This is a genomic window from Photobacterium sp. ABD4_091, assembly GCF_056160145.1.
Genome location: NZ_JBSWWQ010000001.1, coordinates 1,326,250 through 1,340,957, shown reverse-complemented (window position 1 = coordinate 1,340,957; position 14,708 = coordinate 1,326,250). Strand labels below are relative to the sequence as shown.

26 protein-coding genes are annotated in these 14,708 nt (G+C 47.2%); all 26 read left to right on the top strand.

The features are described from left to right. The first annotated feature begins 58 nt into the window (after positions 1–58). The 26 genes from tuf (at position 59) to secY (ending at position 14,691) form a co-directional block, all read left to right on the top strand. Positions 59–1,243, top strand: coding sequence for an elongation factor Tu (gene tuf / locus ACXAGQ_RS06210; protein WP_475252584.1), 1,185 nt, complete (start codon positions 59–61; stop codon positions 1,241–1,243). 146 nt (positions 1,244–1,389) lie between these two features. Beyond that, positions 1,390–2,769, top strand: a complete 1,380-nt coding sequence (locus ACXAGQ_RS06205) for an IS4 family transposase (protein ID WP_475251517.1) — start codon at positions 1,390–1,392, stop codon at positions 2,767–2,769. A 208-nt stretch (positions 2,770–2,977) separates the two neighbouring features. Beyond that, positions 2,978–3,166 carry a bacterioferritin-associated ferredoxin gene (gene bfd / locus ACXAGQ_RS06200; RefSeq protein WP_107299051.1) on the top strand — a complete coding sequence of 63 codons (189 nt, stop codon included), beginning with the start codon at positions 2,978–2,980 and terminating at the stop codon, positions 3,164–3,166. A gap of 81 nt (positions 3,167–3,247) precedes the next feature. Further along, positions 3,248–3,727: a bacterioferritin gene (gene bfr / locus ACXAGQ_RS06195; protein ID WP_281026241.1), complete on the top strand. Its 480-nt coding sequence runs from the start codon at positions 3,248–3,250 to the stop codon at positions 3,725–3,727. A gap of 471 nt (positions 3,728–4,198) precedes the next feature. Next, positions 4,199–4,510: a 30S ribosomal protein S10 gene (rpsJ, locus tag ACXAGQ_RS06190; RefSeq protein WP_107299054.1), complete on the top strand. Its 312-nt coding sequence runs from the start codon at positions 4,199–4,201 to the stop codon at positions 4,508–4,510. Positions 4,511–4,524: 14 nt separating this feature from the next. Continuing rightward, positions 4,525–5,154 carry a 50S ribosomal protein L3 gene (rplC, locus tag ACXAGQ_RS06185; protein ID WP_039465436.1) on the top strand — a complete coding sequence of 210 codons (630 nt, stop codon included), beginning with the start codon at positions 4,525–4,527 and terminating at the stop codon, positions 5,152–5,154. Positions 5,155–5,170: 16 nt separating this feature from the next. After that, entirely contained in the window at positions 5,171–5,773 is a 603-nt protein-coding gene (gene rplD / locus ACXAGQ_RS06180; protein ID WP_475252581.1) for a 50S ribosomal protein L4, read from the top strand. Then, on the top strand, positions 5,770–6,072 hold the full coding sequence (gene rplW, locus ACXAGQ_RS06175; protein WP_039465430.1) for a 50S ribosomal protein L23: 303 nt from the start codon (positions 5,770–5,772) through the stop codon (positions 6,070–6,072). The genes rplD and rplW overlap by 4 nt, the downstream gene beginning before the upstream one ends. A gap of 18 nt (positions 6,073–6,090) precedes the next feature. After that, complete coding sequence (rplB, locus tag ACXAGQ_RS06170; RefSeq protein WP_317524766.1) at positions 6,091–6,915, top strand: 50S ribosomal protein L2; 825 nt, start codon at positions 6,091–6,093, stop codon at positions 6,913–6,915. Between the two features lie 18 nt (positions 6,916–6,933). Continuing rightward, positions 6,934–7,212, top strand: a complete 279-nt coding sequence (gene rpsS, locus ACXAGQ_RS06165) for a 30S ribosomal protein S19 (protein WP_005302795.1) — start codon at positions 6,934–6,936, stop codon at positions 7,210–7,212. Between the two features lie 10 nt (positions 7,213–7,222). After that, positions 7,223–7,555 carry a 50S ribosomal protein L22 gene (gene rplV / locus ACXAGQ_RS06160; protein ID WP_007469139.1) on the top strand — a complete coding sequence of 111 codons (333 nt, stop codon included), beginning with the start codon at positions 7,223–7,225 and terminating at the stop codon, positions 7,553–7,555. 19 nt (positions 7,556–7,574) lie between these two features. Next, positions 7,575–8,264, top strand: a complete 690-nt coding sequence (gene rpsC / locus ACXAGQ_RS06155) for a 30S ribosomal protein S3 (RefSeq protein WP_107299058.1) — start codon at positions 7,575–7,577, stop codon at positions 8,262–8,264. An 11-nt stretch (positions 8,265–8,275) separates the two neighbouring features. Further along, positions 8,276–8,686 carry a 50S ribosomal protein L16 gene (rplP, locus tag ACXAGQ_RS06150; protein ID WP_475252579.1) on the top strand — a complete coding sequence of 137 codons (411 nt, stop codon included), beginning with the start codon at positions 8,276–8,278 and terminating at the stop codon, positions 8,684–8,686. Then, positions 8,686–8,877 carry a 50S ribosomal protein L29 gene (gene rpmC, locus ACXAGQ_RS06145; RefSeq protein WP_107349860.1) on the top strand — a complete coding sequence of 64 codons (192 nt, stop codon included), beginning with the start codon at positions 8,686–8,688 and terminating at the stop codon, positions 8,875–8,877. Before rplP ends, rpmC begins: the two co-directional genes overlap by 1 nt. After that, complete coding sequence (rpsQ, locus tag ACXAGQ_RS06140; RefSeq protein WP_475252577.1) at positions 8,877–9,131, top strand: 30S ribosomal protein S17; 255 nt, start codon at positions 8,877–8,879, stop codon at positions 9,129–9,131. The genes rpmC and rpsQ overlap by 1 nt, the downstream gene beginning before the upstream one ends. Before the next feature lie 164 nt (positions 9,132–9,295). Then, a complete protein-coding gene (gene rplN / locus ACXAGQ_RS06135; protein WP_004410450.1) occupies positions 9,296–9,667 on the top strand; it encodes a 50S ribosomal protein L14 in 372 nt (123 codons plus the stop codon). A gap of 12 nt (positions 9,668–9,679) precedes the next feature. Beyond that, the gene (gene rplX / locus ACXAGQ_RS06130) at positions 9,680–9,991 is read left to right on the top strand and encodes a 50S ribosomal protein L24 (RefSeq protein WP_047876497.1); all 312 of its coding nucleotides are present in this window, start codon (positions 9,680–9,682) and stop codon (positions 9,989–9,991) included. Between the two features lie 16 nt (positions 9,992–10,007). Further along, complete coding sequence (gene rplE / locus ACXAGQ_RS06125) at positions 10,008–10,547, top strand: 50S ribosomal protein L5 (protein ID WP_107299060.1); 540 nt, start codon at positions 10,008–10,010, stop codon at positions 10,545–10,547. A 15-nt stretch (positions 10,548–10,562) separates the two neighbouring features. Next, on the top strand, positions 10,563–10,868 hold the full coding sequence (rpsN, locus tag ACXAGQ_RS06120; protein ID WP_475252575.1) for a 30S ribosomal protein S14: 306 nt from the start codon (positions 10,563–10,565) through the stop codon (positions 10,866–10,868). A gap of 38 nt (positions 10,869–10,906) precedes the next feature. Continuing rightward, positions 10,907–11,299, top strand: a complete 393-nt coding sequence (rpsH, locus tag ACXAGQ_RS06115; protein WP_107299062.1) for a 30S ribosomal protein S8 — start codon at positions 10,907–10,909, stop codon at positions 11,297–11,299. A gap of 12 nt (positions 11,300–11,311) precedes the next feature. Beyond that, on the top strand, positions 11,312–11,845 hold the full coding sequence (gene rplF, locus ACXAGQ_RS06110) for a 50S ribosomal protein L6 (protein WP_107299063.1): 534 nt from the start codon (positions 11,312–11,314) through the stop codon (positions 11,843–11,845). 9 nt (positions 11,846–11,854) lie between these two features. Continuing rightward, on the top strand, positions 11,855–12,208 hold the full coding sequence (gene rplR / locus ACXAGQ_RS06105) for a 50S ribosomal protein L18 (RefSeq protein WP_475252573.1): 354 nt from the start codon (positions 11,855–11,857) through the stop codon (positions 12,206–12,208). Between the two features lie 12 nt (positions 12,209–12,220). Continuing rightward, the gene (gene rpsE, locus ACXAGQ_RS06100) at positions 12,221–12,718 is read left to right on the top strand and encodes a 30S ribosomal protein S5 (protein WP_036817708.1); all 498 of its coding nucleotides are present in this window, start codon (positions 12,221–12,223) and stop codon (positions 12,716–12,718) included. 5 nt (positions 12,719–12,723) lie between these two features. Beyond that, positions 12,724–12,903, top strand: coding sequence for a 50S ribosomal protein L30 (gene rpmD / locus ACXAGQ_RS06095; protein WP_107299064.1), 180 nt, complete (start codon positions 12,724–12,726; stop codon positions 12,901–12,903). 5 nt (positions 12,904–12,908) lie between these two features. Beyond that, complete coding sequence (rplO, locus tag ACXAGQ_RS06090; RefSeq protein ID WP_107299065.1) at positions 12,909–13,343, top strand: 50S ribosomal protein L15; 435 nt, start codon at positions 12,909–12,911, stop codon at positions 13,341–13,343. Positions 13,344–13,365: 22 nt separating this feature from the next. Beyond that, positions 13,366–14,691, top strand: coding sequence for a preprotein translocase subunit SecY (gene secY, locus ACXAGQ_RS06085; protein WP_475238062.1), 1,326 nt, complete (start codon positions 13,366–13,368; stop codon positions 14,689–14,691). The last annotated feature ends 17 nt before the right edge of the window (positions 14,692–14,708 follow it).

The window sequence follows — 14,708 nt, the reverse complement described above, 5'->3', positions numbered from 1 at the left end:
CTGACGCGTCCCATATTAATTTCGGTGGGGCGTATCATAACTAGGAAGGAACACGATCGTGTCTAAAGAAAAATTTGAACGTACGAAACCGCACGTTAACGTTGGTACTATCGGCCACGTTGACCACGGTAAAACTACTCTAACTGCTGCTATCTGTACTACACTTGCAAAAGTTTACGGTGGCCAAGCTAAAGACTTCGCATCTATCGATAACGCTCCAGAAGAGCGCGAGCGTGGTATCACAATCTCTACTTCTCACGTAGAGTACGATACTCCAACTCGTCACTACGCACACGTAGACTGCCCAGGACACGCCGATTACGTTAAAAACATGATCACTGGTGCTGCGCAGATGGACGGTGGTATCCTAGTTGTTGCTGCAACTGACGGCCCAATGCCTCAGACTCGTGAGCACATCCTACTAGGCCGTCAGGTTGGTATCCCTTACATCATCGTGTTCATGAACAAGTGTGACATGGTTGATGACGAAGAGCTTCTAGAGCTAGTTGAGATGGAAGTTCGTGAACTTCTTTCTGAGTACGACTTCCCAGGTGACGACTGCCCAGTAATCATGGGTTCTGCTCTTGGCGCTCTAAACGGCGAGAAAGAGTGGGAAGACAAGATTGTTGAGCTAGCTGAAGCACTAGACAACTACATCCCAGAGCCAGAGCGTGCGATCGACCGTCCGTTCATCCTACCTATCGAAGATGTATTCTCAATCCAGGGCCGTGGTACTGTTGTAACTGGTCGTGTTGAGCAGGGTATCATCACTGTAGGTGACGAAGTAGAAATCATCGGTATCAAAGACACTACTACAACTACTTGTACTGGTGTTGAGATGTTCCGTAAGCTTCTTGACGAAGGCCGTGCTGGTGAGAACGTTGGTGTTCTTCTACGTGGTACTAAGCGTGACGAAGTTGAGCGTGGTCAGGTTCTTGCTAAGCCAGGTTCTATCACTCCGCACACTACTTTCGAATCAGAAGTATACGTTCTGTCTAAAGACGAAGGTGGCCGTCACACGCCATTCTTCAAAGGCTACCGTCCACAGTTCTACTTCCGTACAACTGACGTAACTGGTACTATCGAGCTACCAGAAGGCGTAGAAATGGTTATGCCTGGTGACAACATCCAAATGGTTGTTACTCTAATCGCTCCTATCGCGATGGACGAAGGTCTACGCTTTGCGATCCGTGAAGGCGGTCGTACAGTAGGTGCTGGTGTTGTTGCTAAGATCGTTGCTTAATTTGCAATAGTCTAACGACACTAAGAAAAGGGAAGCTTCGGCCTGTCTCTTATACACAAGTCCCCCGCCTCATGGCGGGGGCTTTTTTTGAACTCTTTTTCTTTATTGCGATCCGATCTTACACAATATGAGTAAAGGTCATCATCATGATAGGGAATTCTACTTTAGAATGGGCTCAACAAACCTTTTCGCATGCCAAGCTTGGCGACTCTAGACGTACACAACGACTAGTCCAATTAGCCAGTGATATGGCATCTAATGTTGGAGTGTCTATTGTGCAAGCCTGCCCTAATCCCGCCTCTATTGAAGGGGCATATCGCCTCATCCGTAACCCTGATGTTGAAGCCAATGCGATAGCTGAAGCCGGTTTTGTGGCAACAACTAACGAGGCTGAAGCGCATGACTTATTACTTGCCCTTGAAGACTCCACCGCTCTAACCTACACGCATAAAAGCCTCTCCGATGAACTTGGTCACGTGAACTCGGGAAATCGAACCCGGGGGATGCTAGCTCACTCTGTTCTGTTGTTTGCACCACGCGAGCAAAAGGTTGTGGGGCTAATCGAACAACAGCGGTGGACGAGGGATATTGCGACTCGAGGCCGGGGACATAAGTTCGCCAAGCGACCGTATGAAGAGAAGGAGACCTTCAAGTGGCAACAGGCATCAACCGCAATGTCTGAACGTTTAGGTCAACTCCAAGCCCGAGTCATTTCAGTGTGTGATAGGGAGTCAGACATCTACGAATACTTACATTACAAGCTGACCAACCAGCAGCGTTTTGTTGTGCGCTCGACCTATAGTCGCTGCATTGAGGAAAGTGGTTATAAGCTCCATGATTATGCAAAGGAGTTATCCCCATCGGGACAACGAACTGTCCATATTGCTCAACGGGGTGGTCGCAAAGCGCGTAAAGCAACATTAGATGTATGCTTTGCTCCTATTACGATTAAGGTTCCAGCCAATAAGTGTGGCAAGTCACTTTCTCTGTATTATGTTGGTTGTAAAGAGCGAGGTGACAACAACGAAAAATTGGAGTGGCACTTACTGACTTCAGAGCCAGTGACAACGTTAGCGAAAGCCCAGGAGATAATCAGTTACTACGAACAGCGCTGGTTGGTTGAAGAGTTCCACAAGGCGTGGAAAAGTGATGGAACCGATGTCGAAGCACTGCAACTTCAATCAAAGGACAACCTGGAGAGAGTTGCCGTCATTCAAGCGTTTATCGCTATCCGCTTGTTACAACTTAGAGCAGAAAGCCGCGGACAAGAAACCAGTAGCTGTGAGTCTGTTCTACCCGGAATATGCTGGAAATTATTATGGGTCAAACAAGAAAATAAGCCCTTACCAACAACAGCTCCAGATCTGAAATGGGCTCGAGTTACATTAGCAAGGCTAGGCGGATGGTATGACAGTAAGCGAACAGGGCGGCCCGGTTGGGCCGCCCTATGGCGAGGCTGGTATAAATTAGCAGCAATTCAAGAAGGATACCTTATAGCCCAATCCTTTACCTCTGATGAGATGTGATCAAGAGACAGGCTTCGGCTTCCCTTTTTGCTTTCTGGGCTTCTGTAATGGATGCCTGTTTTATCAGATATTTATGTCGATATATTTGATTAAAGAATAAATAGCTCATTTCTATCCCCAAATGTTCTAACCGGGGATGTGTTTGCAACTGGTAATGAAAACAATTCTTGTTTATATTCTTCTCATCGTATTGGAGGATAGAAATAAGATGTACGTTTGTCTTTGCCACGGAATTTCCGACAAAAAAATCATGAAGCTCGCCGAGCAACACGGGATCAGTGATATCCGTGGTATCCGCCAGTTTACCCCGTTGGGTTCGCAATGCGGCAAATGTATTCGCCAAGCCAAGGAAGTCCTTGAAATGGCCCCGGTCAACCAATACAAAAAAGCCAGTTAACTCAGGCTTTCCACAGCGTGTCTTTTGACACTCTTCTAATCGGTTCTATGCTTATGGGAACTGACAGAGGAGTGTTTTGTAATGAAAGCTGATCCGAAAATCATCCAACACCTCAATAAAGTCCTCGGCAACGAGTTGGTTGCCATCAACCAGTATTTCCTCCACGCCCGCATGTACAAAGACTGGGGCTTGAAACACCTTGCCGACAAGGAATACCACGAGTCCATCGACGAGATGAACCACGCGGATCATTTGATTGAGCGCATCCTATTTTTGGAAGGGCTGCCCAACCTGCAAGATCTCGGCAAACTCAATATCGGTGAAGATACTCAGGAAATGCTTGAATGCGACTTAGCGTTGGAGATGGCCGCGATCCCGGATCTGCGAGATGCCATTGCGTATGCCGAAGAGGTGAGGGATTACGTGTCGCGGGATCTATTCCAGGATATCCTCGAGGATGAAGAGGAGCATGTCGACTGGCTTGAAACCCAGCTTGGCCTAATTGAAAAAATGGGCATTGCCAATTATAACCAAGCCCAGATTGTCGATGAAGACGATTAGAGTAGGGGAGTAACGGCACTTGGCTATTGGCCATAAGCAAGTGGCTTTACTAGGTAAACGGATTCAACTGTTGGCTTTTGATGGGTGGTGCTTATGATAATGCATCGCCCATCGCCCATCGCCCATCGCCCATCGCCCATCGCCCATCGCCCATCGCTCCAACAACCACTTACCGCTAATTCTGCCTGATTTTCAAACAAGGCTTGCGTTCGAAACTGTGATCTGTATAATGCCCTCCACTGCCTGAGGATATAGCCTCGTAACTGCAGTTGTGAACCAATAAGCGTTGAGGAAGAAACTGCAAAGCAGTTTATAAATGTATACTCTGACTTATGTTCGCAGTCATTAAATTGACTGACAATGTATCCGATAGGGATACTACGTTCACATAAATCAATCGGCATTCTCTCGTCTTTACGAGGTTGAGTGGCGATATTGTTTGTGTAATTTTTATAATTGGAGCTCTGTCTCATGCAGAACCAACGTATTCGTATCCGCCTAAAGGCGTTCGATCACCGTTTGATCGATCAGTCTACTGCGGAAATCGTTGAAACAGCTAAGCGTACTGGCGCGCAGGTTAAGGGTCCAATCCCTCTACCTACTCGCAAAGAGCGCTTCACTGTTCTTGTATCTCCTCACGTTAATAAGGACGCACGTGACCAGTACGAAATCCGTACTCACAAGCGCCTTATCGACATCGTTGAGCCAACAGACAAAACTGTTGACGCTCTTATGCGTCTAGACCTAGCTGCTGGCGTTGATGTTCAGATCAGCCTAGGTTAAGGGGAGATAAGAGAATGATTGGTCTAATCGGTCGTAAAGTGGGCATGACCCGCGTATTTACCGAAGATGGCGTTTCTATCCCAGTAACTGTGGTTGAAGTTGAAGCAAACCGCGTTTCTCAGGTTAAATCTGTTGAAACTGACGGCTACAACGCAATCCAGGTAACTACTGGTTCAAAGAAAGCTAACCGTGTTTCTAAGCCAGAAGCTGGCCACTTTGCGAAAGCAGGTGTTGAAGCGGGTCGCGGTCTTTGGGAATTCCGTCTAGAGAACAACGAAGAGTTCGCTGTTGGCGCTGAGCTAACTGTTGAGCTGTTCAACGAAATTAAAAAAGTAGACGTTACTGGTACATCTAAGGGTAAAGGTTTCCAAGGTGCTGTTAAGCGCTGGAACTTCCGTACTCAAGATATGACTCACGGTAACTCCTTGTCTCACCGTGCTCCTGGTTCTATCGGTCAATGTCAGACTCCAGGTCGCGTATTTAAAGGCAAGAAAATGGCTGGTCACATGGGTGCTGAGCGTGTAACGACTCAAAACCTAGAGATCGTACGTGTTGACGCTGAGCGCAATCTGCTTCTTATTAAAGGTGCAGTACCAGGTGCTACAGGTGGCAACGTGATCGTTAAACCAGCTGTTAAAGCGTAACGTCGAGGAGTTAGTAATGGAATTGGTAGTCAAAGGCGCTGATGCGCTAACTGTCTCCGAAACTACTTTTGGGCGTGACTTCAATGAAGCGCTTGTACACCAGGTAGTTGTTGCTTTCGCAGCAGGTGCTCGTCAAGGTACTCGTGCTCAGAAGACTCGTTCTGACGTTTCTGGTGGTGGTGCTAAACCATGGCGCCAGAAAGGTACAGGTCGCGCTCGTGCAGGTACAATCCGTAGCCCGCTATGGCGTACCGGTGGTGTAACTTTCGCTGCTCGTCCACAGGACCACAGCCAGAAAGTTAACAAGAAAATGTACCGCGGTGCTATGAAGAGCATTCTTTCTGAGCTAGTTCGTCAAGAGCGTCTAATCGTTGTTGATGAGTTCTCTGTAGAAGCACCAAAAACTAAAGCGCTAGTTGCTAAGCTTGCTGAGCTTGAGCTAACTGATGCGCTGATCGTAACTGGCGAACTAGATGAGAATCTATTCCTAGCTGCACGTAACCTATACAAAGTAGACGTACGTGATGCTAAGGCAATCGACCCAGTTAGCTTGATCGCTTTCGATAAAGTTGTGATGACTGCAGCAGCAGTTAAAGCAGTTGAGGAGATGCTAGCATGATCACTGAAGAGCGTATTTTAAAAGTTCTACGTGCTCCGCACATCTCTGAAAAAGCAACTATGGCTGCTGAAAACGGTAACACTATCGTATTCAAAGTAGCTAAAGATGCGACTAAGAAAGAGATCAAAGCAGCAGTTGAAAAACTGTTCGAGGTTGAAGTTAAGTCTGTAAATACTCTTATCACTAAGGGTAAGACCAAGCGTCAAGGTATGCGTCAAGGCCGTCGTTCAGACGTTAAGAAAGCCTACGTTATCCTGAAAGAAGGTCAAGACATCGACTTCGCTGGTAGTGCAGAGTAAGGCTAGGAGCAAAGAAGAATGGCTATTGTAAAATGTAAGCCGACTTCCCCAGGTCGTCGCCACGTAGTTAAAGTGGTTAACTCTGACCTGCATAAGGGTAAGCCGTACGCACCACTACTAGAGAAAAAATCTAAGTCTGGTGGTCGTAACAACAACGGTCGTATTACAGTACGTCACATCGGTGGTGGTAACAAGAATGCTTACCGTATCATCGATTTCAAACGTACTAAAGACGGTATCCCAGCGAAAGTTGAGCGTCTAGAATACGATCCAAACCGTAGCGCAAACATTGCTCTAGTTCTGTACGCAGACGGTGAGCGCCGCTACATCATCGCACCTAAAGGTATTCAGGCTGGTGACACTATCCAGTCTGGCGCAGATGCTGCTATCAAAGTTGGTAACACACTACCAATGCGCAACATCCCAGTAGGTTCAACAGTACACTGTGTTGAGCTTAAGCCTGGTAAAGGTGCTCAGCTGGCTCGTTCAGCTGGTGCATACGCTCAGATCATTGCACGTGCAGGCACTTATGTGACTCTACGTCTACGTTCTGGTGAAATGCGTAAAGTTCTTGCTGAAGGTCGTGCGACTCTAGGTGAAGTTGGTAATGCAGAACACATGCTACGTGAGCTAGGTAAAGCTGGTGCTTCACGTTGGCGCGGTGTTCGTCCAACTGTACGTGGTGTTGTAATGAACCCAGTTGACCACCCACACGGTGGTGGTGAAGGCCGTACTTCTGGTGGTCGTCACCCAGTTACACCTTGGGGTGTACCAACTAAGGGTTACAAGACTCGTAAGAACAAGCGTACCGACAAGTACATCGTACGTCGTCGTAACAAGTAATTTTAAAGAGGATACGCCATGCCACGTTCTCTCAAGAAAGGTCCATTTATTGACCTACACTTGCTGAAGAAGGTAGAGAAAGCGTTGGAAAGCGGTGACAAGAAGCCTGTAAAGACTTGGTCCCGTCGCTCAATGATCATCCCTCAGATGATCGGTTTGACCATCGCTGTCCATAATGGTCGTCAGCACGTTCCTGTTTTCGTTTCTGAAGAAATGATCGGTCACAAGCTAGGCGAATTTGCACCAACACGTACTTACCGCGGTCACGCTGCGGATAAGAAAGCTAAGAAGCGCTAAGGAGTAGGTAATGGAAGCTATCGCTAAACATCGCTTTGCTCGCATTTCGCCGCAAAAAGCTCGTTTGGTTGCAGATCAACTGCGCGGTAAGCCAGTTGCTCAAGCTCTAGAAATTCTTCAGTTCAGCAACAAAAAAGCTGCTGATCTAATCAAGAAAGTTCTAGAGTCAGCTATCGCTAACGCAGAACACAACGAAGGCGCAGATATTGATGATCTATCAGTAGCTAAAATCTTCGTTGACGAAGGTCCTACCATGAAGCGTATTATGCCTCGTGCTAAAGGCCGTGCCGATCGCATCTTGAAGCGTTCTAGCCACATCACTGTTGTTGTAGCAGACCGCTAAGAGACTAGGAGAGAAAGCAATGGGTCAAAAAGTACATCCTAATGGTATTCGTCTTGGCATCGTTAAGCCTTGGAATACCACTTGGTTTGCTAACAGCCAAGAGTTCGCTGACAACCTAGACGGCGACTTCAAGGTACGTCAGTTCCTTACTAAGGAACTAGCAAAAGCGTCTCTTTCACGTATCGTTATCGAGCGTCCTGCTAAGAGCATCCGTGTGACTATTCACACTGCTCGCCCAGGCGTTGTTATCGGTAAGAAAGGTGAAGACGTAGAGAAACTACGCGCTCGCGTTTCAAAGATCGCTGGTGTTCCAGCTCAGATCAACATCGCTGAAGTACGTAAGCCTGAGCTAGACGGTAAGCTAGTTGCAGACAGCATCTCGTCTCAGCTAGAGCGTCGTGTTATGTTCCGTCGCGCTATGAAGCGTGCGGTTCAGAACGCTATGCGTCTTGGCGCTAAAGGTATCAAGGTAGAAGTAAGCGGTCGTCTAGGCGGCGCTGAAATCGCACGTTCAGAGTGGTACCGTGAAGGTCGTGTACCTCTACACACTCTACGTGCTGACATTGATTACGCAACTTCTTCGGCTCACACCCAGTACGGTGTAATTGGCGTTAAAGTTTGGATCTTCAAAGGTGAAGTTCTAGGCGGCATGCCAGTAGAAGAGCCAAAGGCTGACAAGCCTAAGAAGCAGCGCAAAGGCCGTAAATAAGGAGTTTATAGATGCTGCAACCTAAACGCACTAAATTCCGCAAGACCTTTAAAGGTCGTAACCGCGGTCTAGCGAACGGCACTGACGTAAGCTTCGGTACATTTGGTCTTAAAGCAGTTGGCCGTGGCCGTATTACTGCTCGCCAGATCGAAGCAGCTCGTCGTGCGATGACTCGTCACATCAAACGTCAGGGTCAAATCTGGATTCGTATCTTCCCAGACAAACCAATTACATCTAAGCCTCTTGAAGTTCGTCAAGGTAAAGGTAAAGGTAACGTTGAGTACTGGGTAGCACAAATCCAACCTGGTAAAGTTTTGTACGAGATGGATGGTGTTTCTGAAGAGCTAGCACGTGAAGCATTTGAACTTGCTTCTCGTAAGCTACCAATCAAGACAACATTCGTAACTAAGGCGGTGATGTGATGAACGCACAAGATCTGCGCGCTAAAAGCGTTGAAGAGCTGAATGCTGAGCTTGTGAACCTACTGCGCGAGCAGTTCAACCTGCGCATGCAGGCTGCAACTGGTCAACTGCAGCAGACTCACACTCTTAAATCAGTACGTCGCGATATCGCACGTGTTAAAACCGTTCTGACTGAGAAGGCTGGCGCATAATGAGCGATAAAATTCGTACTCAGCTTGGTCGTGTTGTTAGCGACAAAGGCGATAAGTCTATTGTTGTTGCAATCGAGCGTAAAGTGAAGCACCCGATCTACGGTAAGTACATCACTCGCACGACTAAACTTCACGCACATGACGAAAACAACGAGTGTGGCCTAGGCGACACAGTTGAGATTCGTGAGTGCCGTCCACTGTCTAAGACTAAGTCTTGGACTCTGGTACGCGTAGTAGAAAAAGCTCGCATCTAAGCGAACTTAACTACGATATAAGAGAGCGGCCCCGAAAAAATTTTGGGGCCGTTCATTTTTTGTCTACCCATCGACCGAAAAGCGTGTTAATATTCGCCGCCTTTGAAGAAAAGGCAAATCGGCTCGAAATGGGTCAAGATGTTTAAAATTAGCGGAGCACTAACATGATCCAAATGCAAAGTATGCTTGATGCAGCCGATAACTCCGGCGCTCGTAGCGTAATGTGTATTAAGGTTCTGGGTGGTTCACACCGTCGCTATGCACATATCGGTGATGTCATCAAGGTTACTGTTAAGGAAGCAATTCCTCGCGGTAAAGTTAAGAAAGGTGACGTTCTGAAAGCGGTGGTTGTGCGCACTCGTAAAGGCGTACGTCGTCCAGACGGCTCTGTCATTCGCTTTGACCGTAATGCTTGCGTATTGTTGAACGACAACACTGAGCAACCAATCGGTACTCGTATTTTCGGCCCTGTGACTCGTGAGCTTCGTGGCGATAAGTTCATGAAGATCGTTTCACTTGCGCCTGAAGTACTGTAAGGAGTAACGCAAATGGCAGCTAAAATCCGTCGTAACGACGAAGTTATCGTTCTTACTGGTAAAGATAAAGGTAAGAAAGGTAAAGTATCTAAGGTTCTAGCAACCGGTAAAGTAATCGTTGAAGGTATCAACCTTGTTAAGAAGCACCAGAAGCCTGTACCGGCTATGGGCATCCAAGGTGGCATCGTTGAAAAAGAAGCTGCAATCGACGCTTCTAACGTTGCAATCGTTAACGGTGAAGGTAAAGCGGACCGTGTAGGCTTCCGATTCGAAGACGGCAAAAAAGTTCGTTTCTTCAAATCGACTGGCGAAACTATCAAGTAATTTTTGGAGTAGTACAATGGCGAAACTGCATGATTACTACAAAGAGACTCTAGTTAAAGAACTTGCTGAAAAGTTCGAATACAAGAGTATCATGCAAGTCCCAAGGATCGAAAAGATCACACTTAACATGGGTGTGGGCGATGCGATCAACGACAAGAAGCTTCTAGAGAATGCTGCTGCTGACATGACTGCTATTGCAGGTCAGAAGCCGCTTATCACTGTAGCTCGTAAGTCTGTTGCTGGCTTTAAGATCCGTGAGGGCTACCCTATTGGCTGTAAAGTAACTCTACGTGGCGAACGCATGTGGGATTTCTTTGAGCGTCTAATTTCAATTGCTGTACCTCGTATTCGCGATTTCCGTGGTCTAAACCCGAAATCTTTCGATGGTCGTGGTAACTACAGCATGGGCGTTCGTGAGCAGATCATCTTCCCAGAAATCGATTACGATAAAGTAGATCGTGTACGTGGTCTTGATATCACTATCACTACTTCTGCTAAGTCTGATGAAGAAGCTCATGCTCTACTGTCTGCTTTTAACTTCCCATTCCGTAAGTAAAAGTAAGGGTTACTAATGGCTAAAGAATCAATGAAGGCACGCGAAGCTAAACGTGCCAAGCTAGAAGTTAAGTTCGCTGAGAAGCGTGCTGCACTTAAAGCTCTAATTAGCGACGTGAACGCGTCTGAAGAAGAACGCTGGAATGCAGTGCTTAAACTTCAGTCACTACCACGTGATTCTGCGAAGTCTCGTCAGCGTAACCGCTGTAACCAGACTGGACGTCCACACGGCTACCTACGTAAGTTTGGTCTAAGCCGTATCAAGGTTCGTGAAGCTTGCATGAAAGGCGAGATTCCGGGTCTGCGCAAGGCTAGCTGGTAATCCCAGTTATCCAATTTAGAATCACGGAGTATTGACTTATGAGCATGCAAGATCCGATTTCGGATATGCTGACCCGTCTTCGTAACGGTCAGGCAGCGAAAAAAGTTGCTGTTAAAATGCCATCTTCAAAAATGAAAGTTGCTATCGCAGCTCTTCTTAAAGAAGAAGGTTTTGTGGCTGACTACACTGTAACTGGTGAAGTTAAGCCTGAGCTAGAAGTTACTCTTAAGTACTTCGAAGCTAACCCAGTTATCGAGCAAATCCAGCGTGTTTCACGTCCTGGCCTACGCATCTACAAGAAAAAAGATGCACTTCCATCAGTGATGGGCGGCCTTGGTATTGCTGTTGTTTCCACTTCCAAGGGTCTTATGACCGACCGCGCTGCACGCAAAGCGGGTCTTGGCGGTGAGATTATCTGCTACGTAGCATAATAGGAGTAGGAAATGTCTCGTGTTGCAAAAGCACCAGTAGTTATTCCTGCCGGCGTAGAAGTTAAACTTAACGGCCAGGAAATCACTGTTAAAGGTGGTAAAGGCGAACTATCTCGCGTTATCAACGAAGCAGTAGTTCTATCCCAGGAAGAGAACGCTATCACTTTCGGTCCTCGCGAAGGTTTCGAGAAAGCTTGGGCACAGGCAGGTACTGCACGTGCACTAGTTAACAACATGGTTGTTGGTGTTACTGAAGGTTACACCAAGAAGCTTACTCTTAAGGGTGTAGGTTACCGTGCTGCTATCAAAGGCAACGCAGTAGCTCTAACTCTTGGCTTCTCTCACCCAGTTGAGCACGAACTTCCAGCAGGTATCAAAGCTGAATGTCCTTCACAAACTGAAATCGTACTAACTGGTACTGATAAGCAGGTTGTTGGTCAGGTAGCTGCTGATATTCGCGCTTACCGTAGCCCTGAGCCTTACAAAGGTAAAGGTGTTCGTTACGCCGATGAAATCGTGCGTACTAAAGAAGCTAAGAAGAAGTAAGGTAACACTATGGATAAGAAAGCATCTCGTATCCGTCGTGCGACCCGTGCACGTCGTAAGATTGCTGAACTGGGTGCAACTCGCCTAGTTGTACACCGTACTCCACGTCACGTGTACGCTCAGGTTATCGCACCAAATGGTTCTGAGGTAATCGCAGCCGCTTCTACAGTAGAAAAAGCGATCCGTGAGTCGGTTAACGGTACTGGTAACAAAGACGCTGCTGCAGCTGTAGGTAAAGCTATTGCTGAGCGCGCGATTGAAAAAGGCATCTCAACAGTTGCATTCGATCGTTCTGGTTTCCAATACCACGGCCGTGTAGCTGCACTAGCAGAAGCTGCTCGTGAAGCTGGTCTGAAATTCTAAGGTAGGCGGAAGATGGCTAACGAAAAAACTCAATCAGATTTGCATGAAAAGCTGATCGCTGTTAACCGTGTATCTAAGACGGTTAAAGGTGGTCGTATTTTCAGCTTTACTGCACTAACTGTAGTTGGTGACGGTAACGGTCGCATCGGTTTTGGTTACGGCAAGGCACGTGAAGTTCCTGCTGCAATCCAGAAAGCGATGGAAAAAGCACGTCGTAACATGGTTACAGTTGCACTAAACGACGGTACTCTACACCACGCTGTTAAAGGTCGCCACACTGGTTCTAAAGTGTACATGCAGCCTGCTTCAGAAGGTACAGGTATCATCGCCGGTGGTGCAATGCGTGCAGTACTAGAGGTTGCGGGTGTTCGCAACGTTCTAGCTAAAGCATACGGCTCTACAAACCCAATCAACATCGTTCGCGCGACTATTGACGGTTTGTCTGGCATGAACTCTCCAGAAATGATCGCTGCTAAGCGTGGTCTTTCTGTTAAAGAAATTCTGGAGTAATCGACATGGCTAAAACTATTAAAGTAACGCAGACTAAGAGCTCAATCGGTCGTCTGCCGAAGCATAAAGCTACTTTGCGTGGCCTAGGCCTTCGTCGCATCAACCACACTGTAGAACTTGAAGATACTGCTTGCGTACGCGGCATGATCAACAAAGTTATCTACATGGTTAAAGTTGAGGAGTAATCAGAATGCGTTTGAATACTCTATCTCCGGCTGCGGGTTCTAAGCCTTCTGCGAAGCGCGTAGGCCGTGGTATCGGTTCAGGTCTGGGTAAAACTTGTGGCCGTGGTCACAAAGGTCAGAAATCACGTTCAGGTGGTTCTGTACGTCCAGGCTTCGAAGGCGGTCAAATGCCTTTGAAACAGCGTCTACCAAAATTCGGTTTTACTTCTCGCAAGAGCCTTGTAACAGCTGAAGTTCGTCTAGGTGAACTAGCGAAAGTTGAAGGTGACGTAGTAAGCCTTGAAACTCTTAAGGCTGCGAACGTAATCACTAAGAACATCGAGTTCGTGAAAGTTGTACTTTCTGGTGAGATCGCTCGCACTGTAACAGTTAAAGGTCTACGCGTTACTAAAGGCGCTAAAGCTGCTATCGAAGCTGCAGGCGGTAAAATCGAGGAATAATTAACTCGAGGATGAGGTACAGATGGCTAAACAACCAGGACAAGATTTTAGTAGCGCCCAAGGTGGCCTAGCAGAGCTTAAGACACGCCTATTATTCGTTTTAGGTGCTATCTTAATTTTCCGAGCAGGCTCTTTTGTGCCTATTCCTGGTATTGACGCTGCTGTACTTGCCGATCTGTTCGAACAGCAAAAGGGTACCGTCATTGAACTGTTTAACATGTTCTCTGGCGGTGCACTTGAGCGTGCTTCCATCTTAGCACTGGGTATCATGCCGTATATCTCGGCATCGATCATTGTCCAGCTGCTGACGGTTGTTCACCCGGCTTTGGCCGAGTTGAAGAAGGAAGGGGAGTCTGGCCGTCGTAAGATCAGTCAGTACACCCGTTACGGCACGCTTGTTTTGGCAACCTTCCAAGCGATTGGTATTGCAACGGGGTTACCAAGTATGATCCCTGGTCTGGTGATTAACCCGGGTCTAGGATTCTACTTTGTTGCGGTCGTCAGTTTGGTTACCGGTACCATGTTCTTGATGTGGTTGGGTGAACAGATTACGGAGCGTGGCATAGGTAACGGTATATCTGTGATTATTTTCACTGGTATCGTTGCAGGTTTGCCGCCAGCTATTGGACAGACAGTGGAGCAAGCGCGTCAAGGTGAATTGCACGTACTTCTTCTACTATTAATTGCAGTGATTTCTTTCGCTGTCATTTACTTTGTAGTGTTCATGGAACGTGGTCAGCGTCGTATCGTCGTTAACTACGCCAAGCGCCAGCAGGGCCGTCGTGTCTTTGCTGCCCAGAGCACTCACTTGCCGTTGAAAATCAACATGGCAGGGGTAATTCCAGCGATTTTTGCATCAAGCATTATTCTGTTCCCGGGTACACTGGCTCAGTGGTTCGGTCAGAATGAGAACCTAGGTTGGCTAAGTGATATTTCACTGGCGCTAAGCCCAGGTCAGCCACTTTACGTGATGCTGTATGCTGCTGCGATTATTTTCTTCTGTTTCTTCTATACCGCGTTGGTGTTTAACCCTCGCGAGACAGCAGACAACTTGAAGAAGTCTGGTGCGTTCGTACCTGGTATTCGCCCGGGTGAGCAGACCGCGAAATATATAGATAAAGTGATGACTCGCCTGACATTGGCTGGCGCGTTGTATATCACCTTTATCTGTCTGATCCCCGAGTTTATGATGATTGCATGGAATGTCCGCTTCTACTTCGGCGGTACTTCACTACTAATCGTAGTTGTGGTCATTATGGACTTCATGGCTCAAGTTCAGACACATCTGATGTCTCAACAATATGAGTCTGTTTTGAAAAAGGCTAATCTTAAGGGCTCAGGCCGTTAAGATCCCATTTACGGAGT